At 61.0% G+C, this 15,781-nt stretch carries 15 protein-coding genes; 9 read left to right on the forward strand and 6 right to left on the reverse strand.

The genetic code is table 11. From position 1 onward, the window contains the following. Positions 1-90 precede the first annotated feature (90 nt). Together metK and ACZZZU_RS15900 are read right to left on the reverse strand one after the other, a co-directional pair. Entirely contained in the window at positions 91-1,281 is a 1,191-nt protein-coding gene (gene metK, locus ACZZZU_RS15895) for a methionine adenosyltransferase (protein WP_122497613.1), read from the reverse strand. A 19-nt stretch (positions 1,282-1,300) separates the two neighbouring features. Continuing rightward, positions 1,301-2,326: an ArsR/SmtB family transcription factor gene (locus ACZZZU_RS15900; protein WP_463551151.1), complete on the reverse strand. Its 1,026-nt coding sequence runs from the start codon at positions 2,324-2,326 to the stop codon at positions 1,301-1,303. 187 nt (positions 2,327-2,513) lie between these two features. Here ACZZZU_RS15900 and tkt point away from each other — a divergent pair, with 187 nt between their 5' ends. The 7 genes from tkt (at position 2,514) to fba (ending at position 9,072) form a co-directional block, all read left to right on the forward strand. Beyond that, complete coding sequence (gene tkt / locus ACZZZU_RS15905; protein WP_463551152.1) at positions 2,514-4,511, forward strand: transketolase; 1,998 nt, start codon at positions 2,514-2,516, stop codon at positions 4,509-4,511. 172 nt (positions 4,512-4,683) lie between these two features. After that, a complete protein-coding gene (gene epd, locus ACZZZU_RS15910; protein ID WP_463551153.1) occupies positions 4,684-5,757 on the forward strand; it encodes an erythrose-4-phosphate dehydrogenase in 1,074 nt (357 codons plus the stop codon). A gap of 26 nt (positions 5,758-5,783) precedes the next feature. Then, positions 5,784-6,956: a phosphoglycerate kinase gene (locus ACZZZU_RS15915; RefSeq protein ID WP_463551154.1), complete on the forward strand. Its 1,173-nt coding sequence runs from the start codon at positions 5,784-5,786 to the stop codon at positions 6,954-6,956. An 8-nt stretch (positions 6,957-6,964) separates the two neighbouring features. Next, on the forward strand, positions 6,965-7,219 hold the full coding sequence (locus ACZZZU_RS15920) for a hypothetical protein (RefSeq protein WP_463551155.1): 255 nt from the start codon (positions 6,965-6,967) through the stop codon (positions 7,217-7,219). Between the two features lie 98 nt (positions 7,220-7,317). Further along, complete coding sequence (locus tag ACZZZU_RS15925) at positions 7,318-7,521, forward strand: hypothetical protein (RefSeq protein WP_463384485.1); 204 nt, start codon at positions 7,318-7,320, stop codon at positions 7,519-7,521. A 44-nt stretch (positions 7,522-7,565) separates the two neighbouring features. After that, positions 7,566-7,898, forward strand: coding sequence for an MliC family protein (locus tag ACZZZU_RS15930; protein WP_463384486.1), 333 nt, complete (start codon positions 7,566-7,568; stop codon positions 7,896-7,898). A 109-nt stretch (positions 7,899-8,007) separates the two neighbouring features. Then, positions 8,008-9,072: a class II fructose-bisphosphate aldolase gene (fba, locus tag ACZZZU_RS15935; protein WP_122451489.1), complete on the forward strand. Its 1,065-nt coding sequence runs from the start codon at positions 8,008-8,010 to the stop codon at positions 9,070-9,072. A gap of 136 nt (positions 9,073-9,208) precedes the next feature. On the opposite strand, the gene ACZZZU_RS15940 is transcribed toward fba, so the two are convergent. Further along, a complete protein-coding gene (locus ACZZZU_RS15940) occupies positions 9,209-9,904 on the reverse strand; it encodes a polysaccharide lyase family 7 protein (protein ID WP_463551156.1) in 696 nt (231 codons plus the stop codon). A gap of 265 nt (positions 9,905-10,169) precedes the next feature. Between ACZZZU_RS15940 and ACZZZU_RS15945 the strand changes: the two genes are divergently transcribed. Beyond that, entirely contained in the window at positions 10,170-10,676 is a 507-nt protein-coding gene (locus tag ACZZZU_RS15945; RefSeq protein WP_463551157.1) for a M48 metallopeptidase family protein, read from the forward strand. Here the strand turns inward: ACZZZU_RS15945 and ACZZZU_RS15950 are convergent. Beyond that, positions 10,673-10,915 carry a DUF2789 domain-containing protein gene (locus ACZZZU_RS15950; RefSeq protein WP_122451486.1) on the reverse strand — a complete coding sequence of 81 codons (243 nt, stop codon included), beginning with the start codon at positions 10,913-10,915 and terminating at the stop codon, positions 10,673-10,675. The two genes, ACZZZU_RS15945 and ACZZZU_RS15950, sit on opposite strands and share 4 nt — an antisense overlap. A 278-nt stretch (positions 10,916-11,193) precedes the next feature. Here ACZZZU_RS15950 and ACZZZU_RS15955 point away from each other — a divergent pair, with 278 nt between their 5' ends. Continuing rightward, positions 11,194-12,054: an HDOD domain-containing protein gene (locus tag ACZZZU_RS15955; RefSeq protein WP_463551158.1), complete on the forward strand. Its 861-nt coding sequence runs from the start codon at positions 11,194-11,196 to the stop codon at positions 12,052-12,054. A gap of 135 nt (positions 12,055-12,189) precedes the next feature. On the opposite strand, the gene yccS is transcribed toward ACZZZU_RS15955, so the two are convergent. Beyond that, positions 12,190-14,385 (reverse strand): YccS family putative transporter, encoded by a 2,196-nt coding sequence (yccS, locus tag ACZZZU_RS15960; protein ID WP_463551159.1) that lies wholly within the window; start codon positions 14,383-14,385, stop codon positions 12,190-12,192. A gap of 160 nt (positions 14,386-14,545) precedes the next feature. Continuing rightward, positions 14,546-15,724 carry a BaiN/RdsA family NAD(P)/FAD-dependent oxidoreductase gene (locus tag ACZZZU_RS15965; RefSeq protein WP_463551160.1) on the reverse strand — a complete coding sequence of 393 codons (1,179 nt, stop codon included), beginning with the start codon at positions 15,722-15,724 and terminating at the stop codon, positions 14,546-14,548. Positions 15,725-15,781 lie beyond the last annotated feature (57 nt).

A 15,781-nucleotide genomic window follows, 5' to 3' on the forward strand; every position in this document is an offset into this window, starting at 1 on the left:
CGGTGTTGCTTAAGGCAGGCTCGACATCCATTTCATCGACCACAAAAAAAGCCCCGCACAAGGCGGGGCTTTTTCATTTCACCGAAGCACTCACAAACCGGCGTTAGCGCGCAGTTGTTCGGCCTTGTCGGTTTTTTCCCAGGTGAACGTGGTGAAGGTGTCATCACCGACAGTCAGTTCTTCCGGCGTACGACCGAAGTGGCCATAGGCCGCAGTTGGACGGTACATCGGGTGCAGCAGGTCGAGCATTTTGGTGATGGCGTATGGACGCAGGTCGAACGTGTCGCGCACCAGTTGGATGATCTTCTCTTCACTGACCTTGTTGGTGCCGAAGGTGTTGATCGAAACCGACGTTGGCTGCGCTACGCCGATGGCGTAGGACACCTGAATTTCGCAGCGCTCGGCCAGGCCGGCAGCGACGATGTTTTTGGCCACGTAACGACCGGCGTAAGCGGCCGAGCGGTCTACCTTGGATGGGTCTTTACCGGAGAACGCGCCGCCGCCGTGACGGGCCATGCCGCCGTAGGAGTCGACGATGATTTTGCGGCCGGTCAGACCGCAGTCGCCCACTGGGCCGCCGATCACGAAGTTGCCGGTCGGGTTGATGTGGAACTGGGTGTCTTTGTGCAGCCATTCAGCCGGCAGTACGTGCTTGACGATCAGTTCCATCACGCCTTCGCGCAGGTCTTTGTAGCTGACTTCCGGGTTGTGCTGGGTGGACAGAACCACGGCATCCACGGCGACGGGCTTGCCGTTTTCGTAGCGGAAGGTCACTTGCGATTTGGCGTCCGGGCGCAGCCAAGGCAGCAGGCCGGATTTACGCGCTTCAGCCTGACGCTCAACCAGACGGTGGGCGTAGCAGATTGGCGCTGGCATCAGCACGTCGGTGTCGTTGCTGGCGTAGCCGAACATCAGGCCCTGGTCGCCGGCGCCCTGGTCTTCCGGCTTGCTGCGGTCAACGCCCTGGTTAATGTCGGGGGACTGCTTGCCGATGATGTTCATCACGCCGCAAGTGGCGCCGTCGAAGCCGACGTCCGAGCTGGTGTAGCCGATGTCGGTGATGACGTTACGGACGATTTCTTCCAGATCGACCCAGGCGTTGGTGGTCACTTCGCCAGCGATGATGGCAACGCCGGTTTTCACCAGGGTTTCGCACGCCACGCGAGCGTGTTTGTCCTGGGCGATGATGGCGTCGAGGACGGCATCGGAAATCTGGTCGGCGATTTTGTCTGGATGTCCTTCAGACACGGACTCAGAGGTGAAAAGAGAGTATTCGCTCATCTCGACGGGTTCCTGTTTATCAAGTGTTCGGCAGCGTTGTGGCTGCTGATGGGTCCGGGCTACCAGGGGCGCGCTGAAAATGGCGCACCTGAATCTGGAAACCATTGCGTAAACCAATGTAGAGGCTTTCACCGGGTTCAAGCCCTGCGGCTTGGGCCCAGTGGGCCAGGTCGTCCTGTTCGAAGCCAAGCCAGAGATCGCCACAGGCCTCGCGGGCCCAGCTCTGGTTGTGGCGGCACAACTCGGTAATCAACAAGCTGCCGCCGGGCTTTACCCGCTGCGCCAGTTGTTTCAGCGCGTCGGCCGGTGCGGCCAGGTGGTGCAGCACCATGTTCAGCACCACGCAGTCGGCGGTCAGCCGCGCGCTTTCTTCATTTAAGGCATCGGCCAGTTGCAATTCAACGTTGTTCAGGCCGTCTTGCTCACAGCGTACGCGGGCCAATTCAAGCATGGCGGGGCTGTTGTCCAGCGCCGTAACACGGGCGAAACGCTTGGCCAGCTCGGGCAGAAAACCACCGTCGCCAGGGCCGACTTCCAATGCCGTGGCTTCGCGGTTGAAGCCCAACGCATCGAGCAGCGCGAGCACGCTGTCGCGGTATTGCGGCAGGCCGGCGATCAGGTCTTGCTGGGCCTGGAAGTTCTCGGCCATGCGGCTGAAAAAGTCCTGGCTGGCGGCGGCGCGTTGGCCGTGCACGGCGGCGATGCGGGTTTGTACGTCGGCTGGCAATTCCAGGCTGTCGACTTCATCGAGCAACGCGCTGTGTAGCAAACCGCCCAGGCGTTCGGCCGGGGCCAGGGCGCGGCGGTAGAAAATGGCGTTGCCTTCGCGTCGCGTGGCCACCAGCCCGGCCTGGGCCAGCACCTTTAAATGGTGGCTCATGCCGGATTGGCCGGTGGCGAAAATCTGCGCCAGTTCCAGCACGCCAAACGAGTCGTTGCTCAGCGCGCGCAACACGTTCAACCGCAGCGGATCACCACCGGCCTTGCACAGGGCGGCCAGCTCATCGGCAGGTTCGAAACGCAGTTGGGGGACGCGCATATTCATAGGGTGCGCAGTCTAGTCGGTCATTTTTTATCCAGCAACACCAATATCAAAAAGTTTTGATATTGCGCGCCGAGGGTCATCGAGGGGACAAAAGCTGCCCGCTTCGACCATCTGTGATTGCCCCGCACTACCGGCCTGGGCGAAAATGGCCGCCTTTTTGTGAACAGCCCTACCCAGGAGATTAGCGATGCCCAGCCGTCGTGAGCGTGCCAATGCCATTCGTGCCCTCAGCATGGATGCCGTGCAGAAAGCCAACAGCGGCCACCCCGGTGCACCGATGGGTATGGCGGATATCGCCGAAGTGCTGTGGCGCGACTACCTCAAGCACAACCCGAGCAACCCCGAATTCGCCGACCGTGACCGTTTTATTCTGTCCAACGGCCACGGCTCGATGCTCATCTATTCGTTGCTGCACCTGACCGGTTACGACCTGTCCATCGACGACCTGAAAAACTTCCGCCAACTGCATAGCCGCACCCCGGGCCACCCGGAATACGGCTACACCCCTGGCGTAGAAACCACCACCGGCCCACTGGGCCAAGGCCTGGCCAACGCCGTGGGTTTTGCCCTGGCGGAGAAAGTGCTGGGCGCGCAGTTCAACCGTCCTGGCCACAACATCGTCGACCACCACACCTACGTGTTCCTGGGTGACGGTTGCATGATGGAAGGCATTTCTCACGAAGTGAGTTCGCTGGCCGGCACCTTGGGCCTGGGCAAGCTGATCGCCTTCTACGACGACAACGGCATCTCCATCGACGGTGAAGTGGAAGGCTGGTTTACCGACGACACGCCGAAGCGTTTCGAGGCCTACGGCTGGCAAGTGATCCGCAATGTGGACGGCCACGACGCCGAAGAAATCAAGATCGCCATCGACACCGCGCGCAAGAGCGCGCAGCCGACGCTGATCTGCTGCAAAACCGTGATCGGCTTCGGCTCGCCGAACAAGCAAGGTAAGGAAGACTGCCACGGTGCTCCGCTGGGCGCTGACGAAATCGCCCTGACCCGTGCCGCGCTCGGCTGGAACCACGGCGCCTTCGAAGTTCCCGCCGACATCTATGCCGAGTGGGACGCCAAAGCTGCAGGCGCTGCCGCCGAAGCCGAGTGGAACAGCCGTTTCGACGCCTACGCTGCCGCTCACCCTGAACTGGCAAGCGAGCTGAAACGCCGCCTGGCCGGCGACTTGCCTGCCGACTTCGCCGACAAGGCCGTTGCCTATATCAATGAAGTGGCGAGCAAAGGCGAAACCATCGCCAGCCGCAAAGCCAGCCAGAACGCCCTGAATGCATTTGGTCCGCTGCTGCCGGAATTCCTCGGCGGTTCGGCTGACCTCGCCGGCTCCAATCTCACGCTGTGGAAAGGTTGCAAAGGCGTGAGCGCTGAAGACGCCGCCGGCAACTACATGTTCTACGGCGTACGCGAGTTCGGCATGAGCGCCATCATGAATGGCGTGGCCCTGCACGGCGGCTTCGTGCCGTACGGCGCCACCTTCCTGATCTTCATGGAATACGCTCGCAACGCTGTGCGCATGTCGGCGCTGATGAAAAAGCGCGTGCTGTATGTGTTCACCCACGACTCCATCGGTCTGGGTGAAGACGGCCCGACGCACCAGCCAATCGAGCAGCTCACCAGCCTGCGCACCACGCCGAACCTCGACACCTGGCGCCCAGCCGACGCGGTGGAATCGGCCATCGCCTGGAAGCACGCCGTTGAACGTAAAGACGGCCCGAGCGCGCTGATTTTCTCGCGCCAGAACCTGCCGCACCAAAATCGCGACGCCGAGCAACTGGCTAACGCCGAACGCGGTGGTTATGTGCTGAAAGACTGCGCGGGCGAGCCTGAGCTGATTCTGATCGCCACCGGTTCGGAAGTGGCCCTGGCCGTTCAGGCTTACGACAAGCTCACCGAGCAAGGCCGCAAGGTGCGCGTAGTGTCCATGCCGTGCACCAGCGTGTTCGACGCCCAAGACGCCGGCTACAAGCAGGCCGTGTTGCCGCTGCAAGTGGGCGCGCGTATCGCCATCGAAGCCGCCCACGCGGACTACTGGTACAAGTATGTCGGTCTGGAAGGTCGCGTAATCGGCATGACCAGCTTCGGCGAGTCGGCCCCGGCGCCGGCCTTGTTCGAGCACTTCGGCTTTACCGTGGCGAACATCCTCGAGCAGGCTGGCGAGTTGCTGGAAGGTTAAAAGCCTTAACCTTTACTCCGTCATTCCCGCGCACGCGGCGGTCCGACGATTCGAAATCCAGAATCGTCGATCAGACGGCAATTCTGGATCCCCGCCTTCGCGGGGATGACGGTGCTAGAGGTGAGGACGAAATCGCCGCACCCCCTCCGCTTCACCCGACGTGAGCCTGTCCATGTCCCAACGTCCTTACAAAGTTGCCCTTAACGGTTATGGCCGCATTGGTCGTTGCGTGCTGCGTGCGTTGTATGAGCGTGGCGCCAAGGCCGGTTTTCAGGTGGTGGCGCTGAATGATCTGGCGGATCTGGCCAGCATCGAATACCTCACGCGTTTCGACTCCACCCACGGGCGCTTCCCCGGCGAGGTGCGTATCGAAGGCGATTGCCTGCACGTGAACGGCGACAATCTGCTGGTGCTGCGCAGCGCCACGCCTGAGGGCATCGATTGGAAGGCGCTGGATGTCGACCTGGTGCTGGAATGTTCCGGCGTCTACAACACCCGCGCCGACGGCCAGCGGTTTATCGATGCCGGCGTGCCCCGTGTGCTGTTCTCGCAACCGATGGCCAGCGAGGCGGATATCGACGCCACCATCGTCTATGGCGTGAACCAGCAACAGCTAACGGGCCGTGAGACGTTGGTCTCCAACGCCTCGTGCACCACCAACTGCGGCGTGCCGTTGCTGAAATTGCTGAATGAAGCGGTGGGTCTGGAATATGCATCCATCACCACGATTCACTCGGCCATGAACGACCAACCGGTAATCGACGCTTACCACCACGAAGACTTGCGTCGCACGCGGTCGGCGTTTCAATCGGTGATTCCGGTGTCCACCGGCCTGGCTCGCGGTATCGAGCGTTTGTTGCCGGAACTTGCCGGACGAATTCAGGCCAAAGCCGTGCGAGTGCCGACGGTGAACGTCTCGTGCCTGGACATCACCCTGCAAACTGCGCGTGATACCGATGCATCCGAGATCAACCGAGTGCTGCGCCAAGCGGCGGAAAGTGGGCCATTGAAGGGTTTATTGGCGTACACCGAATTGCCGCACGCCAGCTGCGATTTCAACCACGACCCGCATTCCGCGATTGTCGATGGCAGTCAGACCCGCGTTTCCGGCCCACGGCTGGTGAACCTGCTGGCCTGGTTCGACAACGAATGGGGTTTCGCCAATCGCATGCTCGACGTGGCTCAGCATTATCTGGACGTCGCTGCTTCACCTGTTTCTGTTGCACCCGTTTGCAAGCCCCTTTGATCAACCAGCCCGGGAAGGACTGCGCCATGACCACCCCTCTTGTACAAAAAATGAGCGATCTGGATCTGAAAGGTAAGCGCGTGCTGATTCGCGAAGACCTTAACGTGCCCGTCAAGGACGGCGTGGTCACCAGCGATGCGCGCATTCTCGCCTCTTTGCCGACCATCAAACTGGCCCTGGAAAAAGGCGCGGCCGTGATGGTGTGCTCCCACCTGGGGCGTCCGACCGAGGGCGAATTCAGCGCTGAGAACAGCCTCAAGCCTGTCGCCGACTACCTGAGCAAGGCCTTGGGCCGCGATGTGCCGTTGGTGGCCGACTACCTCGGTGGCGTTGACGTGGCACCCGGCGACATCGTGTTGTTTGAAAACGTGCGCTTCAACAAGGGCGAGAAAAAGAACGCCGACGAGCTGGCCCAGCAATACGCCGCCCTGTGCGACGTGTTCGTGATGGACGCTTTCGGCACCGCCCACCGCGCCGAGGGCTCGACCCATGGCGTGGCCAAGTTCGCGAAAATTGCCGCTGCCGGTCCGCTGCTGGCCGCCGAGCTGGATGCACTGGGCAAAGCCTTAGGCGCGCCGGCCAAGCCGATGGCAGCGATTGTTGCCGGCTCGAAAGTGTCGACCAAACTCGATGTGCTCAACAGCCTGAGCCAGATTTGCGACCAGTTGATCGTCGGCGGCGGCATTGCCAACACCTTCCTCGCCGCTGCCGGTTACCCGGTGGGCAAGTCGCTGTACGAACCGGACCTGCTCGACACCGCCAAAGCCATCGCCGCCAAGGTCAGCGTGCCGTTGCCGGTGGATGTGGTGGTCGCCAAGGAATTCGCGCAAACCGCCGAAGCCACCGTTAAAGCCATCAGCGACGTGGCCGACGACGACATGATCCTCGACATCGGCCCGCAAACTGCCGCGCTGTTCGCCGACTTGCTGAAGTCGTCGAAAACCATTCTGTGGAACGGCCCGGTTGGCGTGTTTGAATTCGACCAGTTCGGCCACGGCACCAAGGCGCTGGCCCTGGCGATTGCCGAGAGCCAGGCGTTCTCCATTGCTGGCGGTGGCGACACCCTGGCGGCCATCGACAAATACGGCGTGGGCGAGAAGATCTCCTACATTTCCACTGGCGGCGGTGCGTTCCTCGAATTCGTGGAAGGCAAAGTTCTGCCTGCGGTGGAAGTGCTTGAGCAGCGCGCCAAGGCCTGATGCGAACCATGCGCCTGCTCGCTCCGTTGTCGGTCTGCGCGGTTCTCGGCCTGGTGCTGCAAGGTTGCAGCAGCGCGCCTGAGCAAAAGGTCACGCCGGATAAACCCGAGCAGGCGCAGCAGGCTGGCGGGCCGAGCTGTTATCAAACCAGCTGGTGGGCGGAAACCTCAGCGGTGATCTACCGTCGATTCGACGAAGAGCACCGCCCGCAGCCCGCCCAAGGCGATAACCAGCCGGCGGCGGCCATGGAGGAATGCCCGTAGCGAGCTCGTGAGGGGCCTGCGCCGTTACGTAGGAGCAACTATTTCAGCGGCCCAACGGTCATTGCTAATACCCCCTCCCGCGTAAAGGAAGACCTGCCATGAACCGCTACTGCGCCACGCTGTTGTCCGCTTCGTTGTTAGTGCTGTTGACCGGCTGCGCCGGCGGCGGCTCGACCAGTACCTGCGAAGTGTTGAGCCCCGCTCAGATCAGTCTGCCGACCAATCAGAACGATCAACGGGTTGAGGCGCAAAGCACCGGCGAACCACCAATGACTGACAGTCACGAGCAAAACTGCCCCTGACCGAACGAACCCGGGCAAGCAACGCTGGCCCATAAGGAGTGTGGATGAAAGGCGTTATGGGCCGATTGGCCCTCGTATTGCTTGCTGCCAGTGCTGCATTGACCGGCTGTGCCAGCTCGCCATCGGCTGAGCAGTGGACCACCTGGACCTGCGACAGCCAAGCCAAAGTCCAATGGCGTTATGCCGACAGCCAGCAGAAAGCTGTCGACGTGCGCCTGGGCGGCAGCGATGTGGTTTATCAGTTGCAACAGGAACCAGTCGAGACCGGGGCTTTCTATAGCAGCGATGTGCTGGCCTTTCACATAAAAGGACAGGAAGGCCTGCTTTACTGGGTCGCCAACGACGACTTGATTGGCCGGGGCTGCAAAGCCCAGTGAGTTTTCCACGGGGCAAAGAGGGCCTAACGCAGCGCCTTCTTCGCCTATACAATGCCCGCAGTTGCAGGCTTGCACGAATTAACTAGCGAAACCGGGAGATAGTTAAACCATGGCACTTATCAGCATGCGCCAGATGCTGGACCACGCCGCCGAATTCGGCTACGGCGTTCCAGCTTTCAACGTCAACAACCTGGAACAGATGCGCGCCATCATGGAAGCGGCTGACAAGACCAATTCCCCGGTGATCGTTCAGGCTTCGGCCGGCGCACGGAAATACGCAGGTGCACCGTTTCTGCGTCACCTGATCCTCGCGGCAATCGAAGAGTTTCCGCACATTCCGGTGTGCATGCACCAAGACCACGGCACCAGCCCTGACGTATGCCAGCGCTCCATTCAACTGGGCTTCAGCTCGGTAATGATGGACGGCTCGCTGGGCGAAGACGGCAAAACCCCAACCGACTACGACTACAACGTACGCGTTACCCAACAGACCGTCGCCATGGCTCACGCCTGCGGCGTGTCGGTTGAAGGCGAGCTGGGCTGCCTGGGTTCGTTGGAAACCGGTATGGCCGGCGAAGAAGACGGCATTGGCGCTGAAGGCATGCTCGACCACAGCCAGATGCTCACCGACCCGGAAGAGGCCGCTGACTTCGTCAAGAAGACTCAGGTCGACGCTTTGGCCATCGCCATCGGCACCAGCCACGGCGCGTACAAATTCACCAAGCCGCCTACCGGCGACGTGCTGGCCATCGACCGCATCAAGGAAATCCACAAACGCATCCCCAACACCCACCTGGTGATGCACGGTTCTTCCTCGGTGCCGCAAGAGTGGCTGGCGATCATCAACCAGTACGGCGGCGACATTAAAGAAACCTACGGCGTGCCGGTTGAAGAAATTGTTGAAGGCATCAAGCACGGCGTGCGCAAGGTCAACATCGACACCGACCTGCGTCTGGCCTCGACCGGCGCCATGCGCCGCCTGATGGCAACCAACCCGAGCGAATTCGACCCACGCAAATTCTTTGGCGAAACCGTCAAAGCCATGCGTGACGTGTGCATCGCCCGTTACGAAGCCTTCGGCACCGCCGGCAACGCCTCGAAGATCAAACCGATCTCCCTCGAAGCGATGTACCAGCGCTACGCCAAAGGTGAGCTGAACGCCAAGGTGAACTGAGTTCGCTGAAGCGTTGATTGGTTGCTTAAAAAGCCCGCCGTAATGGCGGGCTTTTTTGTGGGCGGTAATCGCGGCTAAAGCCGCTCCTACAGGTACTGCGCAATACCTGTGGGAGCGGCTTTAGCCGCGATGCTTTTCAGTTTTTGGCGGCCACCGCCGGCGCCTCGCCCACGTGATCAATCTTCAACACATAAAACGTCGCCGCGCCGGCCTCGGTTTCGTAGCCGCTGTTGTCCTGGGTATAAACCCCGGCCTTGAAGTACAGCGGTTTCGGCGCCCAGGTGGGGTCCAGTTTGGTTGACCACTGCGCGCCGTTCACCGTTACCGACAACGAGCCCTTGGGCGTCAGGTGCAAGGTGTAGGTGAAGCGTTGGTCCAGCGTCACGCCGCTCAGCACGGTGATCACTTGGCCTTCTTCGTCGGTTGGCGCAGTGCGTACTTTGGCGACGATGTTGGCGGTGCCGGTTTTGGTTTTGTATTGGAATTCCAGCTTCACCATCGGTTTGGAACTGCCGTAGGCGTGAATCTGCCCGATCACCACTTTGCCGGTCGACGGTACTTGGGTGACGGCCACGGCGGCGCGCAGAAAATTGTCGGCGCTGGGGTAGGTCCAGTTGCGCAGTTTTCCGTCCGGGTAGGTTTCACGCAGTTCGCTGCGCGGGTAGCTGGCGCTTTCGGTGACGGTGCCGTTGACCGGCGCCCAGAAAATGATCGAGCCGTTGCCCGACTTGAAGTAGTAGTCCTGATAGCCGCCCACCAGCAGTGGCGTCTGGATGGTGGTGGCCGGTACGCCAACAGGAATGGACAGGTTCCAGGTTGCAAGGTCGATCATCAGTGCTCTCCGCGGGAGCGGTGGTTACGGCGCAACTCAACGGTGTTGCCCAAGGTGTCCCGCGGCGTGTTTATCGTGCGGCGTGTACCGCACTTGAATGCCTTTCGTCGTTCCTGCACTGCCATGAAAACGGCGGCCGTTTCGCTAACAGCGCATATAGCGCAGGCAAGTGTTTGATGCGCCTGATCACCGCGAGAAAGGTGGCGTTTTGCCCCGCAGGCCGCCTCCAGTAAACTGGCGATCCGCCGCCGACGACTGACCCGCCATGCTCCCGCTGAAATACCTGCAAGCCTACCCGCCCGCCCTGCAAGAGCAGGTGCAGCAGCTGATTGCCAGCAATCGGTTGGAGGATTATTTGCAGCAGCGTTATCCGGGCAAACACTCGGTGCAGAGCGACAAGGCGCTGTACAGCTACACGCTGGAATTGAAGCAGGAACACCTGCGCAATGCGCCTGCGATCGACAAGGTGCTGTACGACAATCGCCTCGACCTGACGCACCGCGCGCTAGGTTTGCACACGGCAATTTCGCGGGTGCAGGGCGGCAAGCTCAAGGCCAAAAAAGAGATTCGCGTCGCCTCGCTGTTCAAAGACGCGGCGCCGGAATTTTTGCGCATGATCGTGGTGCACGAGCTGGCCCATCTGAAAGAGTCAGACCACAACAAAGCCTTCTACAAGCTGTGCGAATACATGCTTCCGGGCTATCACCAGCTAGAATTCGACCTGCGCGTCTACCTCACCTGGCGCGACCTCGCAGGCCGCGAAGCCAGCTAAGCTTTGTGTTCGTGCAGCAGCACGTTGAGTTGATCCACGTACGGCGCCCAATCCGCATCATCACGAATGCCCTCGAGCAAAAACGCTTTCTGCGCGGGGGTCCAGAAACTCGCTTCCGACACTTTTACTTCATCGGGCAGCGGCGAATGGCTGGAGATAAACGCAGCGATTTCCTGCGGCTCGGAGGGCAAGCCCAGTTGTTCGAACAGGGTGGGCAGGCTGTGAACTGGCAATTCCATGAGAAGTCCTCTCGTAGCGAAGCGTTGTAAGGGTGGGACTGCCTTGTTCGGGCGCCGGTTCAACCTGCGTTAAGACCGTGGGGTAAGCGTTTCCAGGAATCGAGGCTGAAGCCTCTCCTACAGAAATGCGCTGTCTTGTGGGAGAGGCTTCAGCCTCGATGGTTTTGCAGTCGGCGATGTTGCGAAAAAAAACACGTCGACTAGACGGGCGGCCAATGGGCAAACCCCGTGATAGCGATTAGCCTGTATTGCCTGAGGTTTGCGCGGAGTAGGGTTTCATGTCGGCAGTGATGATGAGTAGCTACGCCCGCTATCGCCAGGTGGTGACGGAGTTGATGTCTGGCGAAGAACAACTGCCGAGCCTGCCGGCGCTCACCCTGGTAATCCGCAAAGCCCTGCGCAGCCCGGACATCAGCCTCGAAGTGCTGAGCAAGCTGGTCAGTCGCGACCCGGCGCTCGCCGCCTTGCTGATCAAGTACTCCTCCAGCCCGCTCAACCGCACCCGTCGCGGCCCGAAAACCCTCAAAGACGTGATGCAGGTATTGGGCGTCGGCCAGGTGGACCGCATCACGATGGTCCACAGCATTCAAAGCCTGTTCACCTTGCACAGTGCCGCGCACAAAAAACTGTTTCTCGAAGCCTGGGAACGCCTGATTTTGCAGGCCTGCATCTGCGCGTTTCTGGCCTCACGCGCCAGCCATATCCAGCCCGAGCAGGCGCTGCTGGCGAGCTTGATGAGTGAGCTGGGTTCGTTGGCGATTTTGTCCGCGTTCAAAGAAGATGCCGTGCCGTCGCGCGAGCTGTATCTGGAGCTGTGCCGCGAGTACAGCAAATCGCTGGGCATCATTTTGTTGCGCAAGTGGGCGGTAGACGCCGAACTGGTGGAAATCGTGCGCCACAGCGGCGACTGGAGCGAGCGCAGCACGGACTACCACATGGAGCTGATCGATCTGGTCAACTTGGCGCGCTACCACCGCCTCAAAGGCTTCGACCATGTCAGCGACCTGCCACCGCTGCAAAGCCTGACCGGCTTTGGCAAGCTGCTACCGCCTTACAACCAGCTCGACATCAACGGCGGCCTGCAACTGATCAGCGTGCACCGCCAGGAGATCGATGCGCTGGCGGAAATGTTGCGGTAACTCACTTTCACCGTCATCCCCGCGAAGGCGGGGATCCAGTATGGCTCGGCAAACACGTCTCTCGAAAATTCCGCAGTTCCCGGCGGACCGACGCCTGCGCGGAAATGACGGTGGCTTGCTGAGTGGGACCGTTAATCAGCCCGGCGCATTGATACTCACCGGATCGCGCAGCACATGCGCCGCCAACGTGCGCAGCGGGCTTAGCTGGCGGCAAATCAACGCCAATTCGCTCTGCACCAACCGCTCACGGTCGTCCATTTCTTCCGGCAGTTGCTCCAGCTCTTTGGCCAGGTTTTCCTCGGCATCGCTGTGCACCACCACGGGGGTTTTCTGCGCGAGGTTTTGCGCCACTTCGTCCAGGCTGGCCGCCAGCGTCGCCGCCGCCTGGCTGATCAGTCCCGGTTCGGCAGCGCCCGGCAGCGGTTCGCCGCGGTGCGCGCCCAGGGCCGACAAGTAACTGAGCAAGGTGTGTGAGAGCACCAGAAAGCGGAAGCCCACGTCGGCTTCCTTACGGAAATGCCCCGGTTCCATCAGCATGTTGGCCAGCGTGCTCGACAGCGCCGCGTCGGCGTTGTGGGCGTTGCGTCGCGCCAGGCGATAGGTGAGGTCGTCGCGCTTGCCGCCGGCGTACTGCAGCATAATTTGCTGCAGATAGCGGCTGTTGCAGATCAGCGTGTTGGCCACCACCTGGTTCAGGCGTCGGCCCTGCCAGTCCGGCAAGATCAGGAACACCGCCAGGCCGGCGATCAGCGCGCCGAGCAGGGTGTCGACCAGGCGCGGCACGATCAGGCCGTAGCCGTCGCCCACCTGGTTGAAGCAGAACATGATCATCAGCGTGATGGCGGCAGTCGAGAGCATGTAGCGCGTGGCCCGGTTGACGAAGAACACCACGCCGGCCACCACTGCGAACATCGCTTGAATCAGCGCGCCGGGGAACAGGTCGAACAGCGCCCAGCCCAGAATCAGCCCGATCACCGTGCCGCCGATCCGCTGCATGAGTTTTTTGCGCGTGGCGCCGTAGTTGGGCTGACACACGAACAGCGTGGTGAGGATGATCCAGTAACCTTCCTCAGGGTGAATCAGGTGCAGCATGCCGTAGCCAACGCTCAAGGCGATGGACAGGCGCAAGGCGTGGCGAAACAGCAGCGAAGTGGGCGTCAGTTGCAGGCGGATGCGGCCGATGATGTCTTTGAACGAACGCGGCGACCGGTCGAGCAAACTGCTGTCTTGCTCGTCGGCCAGGGCGTCGGGGTTGTTGGCGTTGCTGAGCAGGTTGTTCAGCGTGCCCAGGTTGCTGGCCAGTGCGCGCAATGAACGCAGCAGGCTGCGCCAGGCCGGGTTGCTTTGGATGCGCAGGTGTTCGAGCGAGGCTTGCAAGTCGGCCAACGCCTGGCTGGAGTGGCCGCCGTAGTCGAAGCTCTGGCGCAACTGAATGGCTTGGCCCAGACGCTGGCAGGCTTCGCCTTGCTGGCGCAGCAAGCGTTGGCAGCGGAACAGCACGTCACTGTGGAAAAACGCTTCGGCCAGTTCGTTGTACGGGTAGTGCGAAGAACTGGCGCGTTCGTGGATGTCTTGCGCCATGAAGTACAGCTTCAGGTAGCGGCTGATTTTCTGTCCCGGCCGCGCGCTGTCGACACGGTTCAAAATAATCTCTTTGCTGGCATTCAGCGCGGCCACCACCTTGCCGTTTTGCTTGGCCAGGGCCAAGCGTTTGTCTTCCAGATCCACACCGCGCAGCGGCTCGAACAGCGCCGACTTCAGCTTGAGAAAACGCCCCAGCTCACGGAACAGCACGGCCAGGCTTTGCTGCACCGGTTGATTGGAAAACAGCGCCTGCCACACCACCGACAACAGCCCGTACCACGCGGCGCCGGCCACCAACAGCATGGGCTCGTGCCAGAAATTGACCTGGGCGCCGTCGCGCTGGTCAACGCCGATCATGGTGTACACCGACAAAATCAGCGTGGCCTGAGCAATGCGCGCATAGCGCTCACCCAGAGCGCCGAGCATGGTCAGGCAGAAACTGGCCACCGCCATCGAGGCGGCGAACACCCAGGGCAGCGGGAACAACAATTCCACCGCCACCGAGGCCACGCTAAAACACACCAGGGTCACCAGCAGCGCATTGAGGCGGCCTTGCCAGCTGTCGTCGGTTTCAGCCAAGGCGCTGGCGATAACGCCGAGGAACAGCGGAATCAGCTGGTGCATGGCGTCTTGGGTCCAGCACAACGCCATGATGCCGGTGAGGGCGATAAAGGCCCGCACGCTGTAGCTGAATTTGTCCTGCGCCCAGAGACGGCGGAGGGTTTGGCGAATAGTGGACGCTGGCATCGTGGGCAGACAACCTGACTGGCGATACGTTGATTAGAACGGATAAGCCCGGCTGTGCGAACCGCCGTTACGATTTTTTAGCGAAACGGCAGCGGTCACACAGCGCTGTGGCGCGTGAAGAGTGGTTGGACTCTCGCCGCGCCATGAAGTCACGTCGCGCCTAAACGAATTGCGCCGCCGCGTAGGCCGAGGCCCACGCCCACTGAAAATTGAAGCCGCCCAGATGGCCGGTCACATCCAGCACCTCGCCAATGAAATACAGCCCCGGCGACTTCAGCGACTCCATGGTTTTTGACGACACCTCTTTGGTGTCGACGCCGCCCAGCGTGACCTCCGCCGTGCGATAGCCCTCGGTGCCGGCCGGCACCACTTGCCAGTTGGCAAGCTGTTCGGCGATCTCTGCCAGCTCGGCCGGCGTGTATTGCTTCATCGGCTTGGACACGAACCAGTGCTCAGCCAACAGCGTCGCCATCTTCTTGGTAAACAGCTCGCCGAGCAGGGTTTTCAATTCGCTGTTGGGGCGTTCTGCCTGTTGCTCGCTGAGCCAGGTCGGCACGTCGTGGTCGGGCAGCAGGTTGATGCTGATGGCCTGGCCGGGCAGCCAGTACGAGGAGATCTGCAAAATCGCCGGGCCGCTGAGGCCGCGATGGGTGAACAGGATATTTTCCCGGAAGCTTTCATCGTTGCAGCTCACCAGGCAATCCACCGAAGTACCTGACAACTCGGTGCACAGGGCTTTGAGCTGATCGGTAATGGTGAACGGCACCAGGCCGGCGCGCGTGGGCAGCAGGTTGTGGCCGAACTGCTTGGCCACTTGGTAGCCAAAGCCGGTAGCGCCGAGCGTGGGAATCGACAAGCCGCCCGTGGCGATGACCAGCGATGTACATGTCACTGCGCCGATGCCGGTTTGCAGCAGGTAACCGGCGTCGCTTTTTTCGATCTGCGTGACGGCGGTGTTCAGGTGCAACTGCACGCCGCTCTGGTCGCATTCGCTGAGCAGCATCTCGAGAATGTCGCTGGCCTTGTTATCGCAAAACAGCTGACCGAGTTTTTTCTCGTGGTACGGCACGCCGTGCTTGCTCACCAGTTCAATAAAGTCCCACTGGGTGTAGCGCGCCAGGGCCGATTTGCAGAAGTGCGGATTCTGCGAAAGGAAGTTGGCAGGCTCCGTGTACATGTTGGTGAAGTTGCAGCGTCCACCGCCCGACATCAAGATTTTCTTCCCGGCCTTGTTCGCGTGGTCCAGCAGCAACACCGAACGGCCGCGCCCGGCTGCCTGCATGGCGCACATCAAGCCGGCGGCGCCCGCGCCAATAATCACCACATCCGAAACCTGCACCACGCACCTCGAAAACAATTGAGCCAACCCACCGGGGCGGCAGTTTAGCGTAAGCGC

It is taken from the genome of Pseudomonas sp. AC136, assembly GCF_979258585.1.

Coding starts and splice junctions, on each gene's coding strand:
- metK (WP_122497613.1), bottom strand. CDS start 1,281: ATGAGCGAATACTCTCTTTTCACCTCTGAGTCCGTGTCTGAAGGACAT.
- ACZZZU_RS15900 (WP_463551151.1), bottom strand. CDS start 2,326: ATGAATATGCGCGTCCCCCAACTGCGTTTCGAACCTGCCGATGAGCTG.
- tkt (WP_463551152.1), top strand. CDS start 2,514: ATGCCCAGCCGTCGTGAGCGTGCCAATGCCATTCGTGCCCTCAGCATG.
- epd (WP_463551153.1), top strand. CDS start 4,684: ATGTCCCAACGTCCTTACAAAGTTGCCCTTAACGGTTATGGCCGCATT.
- ACZZZU_RS15915 (WP_463551154.1), top strand. CDS start 5,784: ATGACCACCCCTCTTGTACAAAAAATGAGCGATCTGGATCTGAAAGGT.
- ACZZZU_RS15920 (WP_463551155.1), top strand. CDS start 6,965: ATGCGCCTGCTCGCTCCGTTGTCGGTCTGCGCGGTTCTCGGCCTGGTG.
- ACZZZU_RS15925 (WP_463384485.1), top strand. CDS start 7,318: ATGAACCGCTACTGCGCCACGCTGTTGTCCGCTTCGTTGTTAGTGCTG.
- ACZZZU_RS15930 (WP_463384486.1), top strand. CDS start 7,566: ATGAAAGGCGTTATGGGCCGATTGGCCCTCGTATTGCTTGCTGCCAGT.
- fba (WP_122451489.1), top strand. CDS start 8,008: ATGGCACTTATCAGCATGCGCCAGATGCTGGACCACGCCGCCGAATTC.
- ACZZZU_RS15940 (WP_463551156.1), bottom strand. CDS start 9,904: ATGATCGACCTTGCAACCTGGAACCTGTCCATTCCTGTTGGCGTACCG.
- ACZZZU_RS15945 (WP_463551157.1), top strand. CDS start 10,170: ATGCTCCCGCTGAAATACCTGCAAGCCTACCCGCCCGCCCTGCAAGAG.
- ACZZZU_RS15950 (WP_122451486.1), bottom strand. CDS start 10,915: ATGGAATTGCCAGTTCACAGCCTGCCCACCCTGTTCGAACAACTGGGC.
- ACZZZU_RS15955 (WP_463551158.1), top strand. CDS start 11,194: ATGTCGGCAGTGATGATGAGTAGCTACGCCCGCTATCGCCAGGTGGTG.
- yccS (WP_463551159.1), bottom strand. CDS start 14,385: ATGCCAGCGTCCACTATTCGCCAAACCCTCCGCCGTCTCTGGGCGCAG.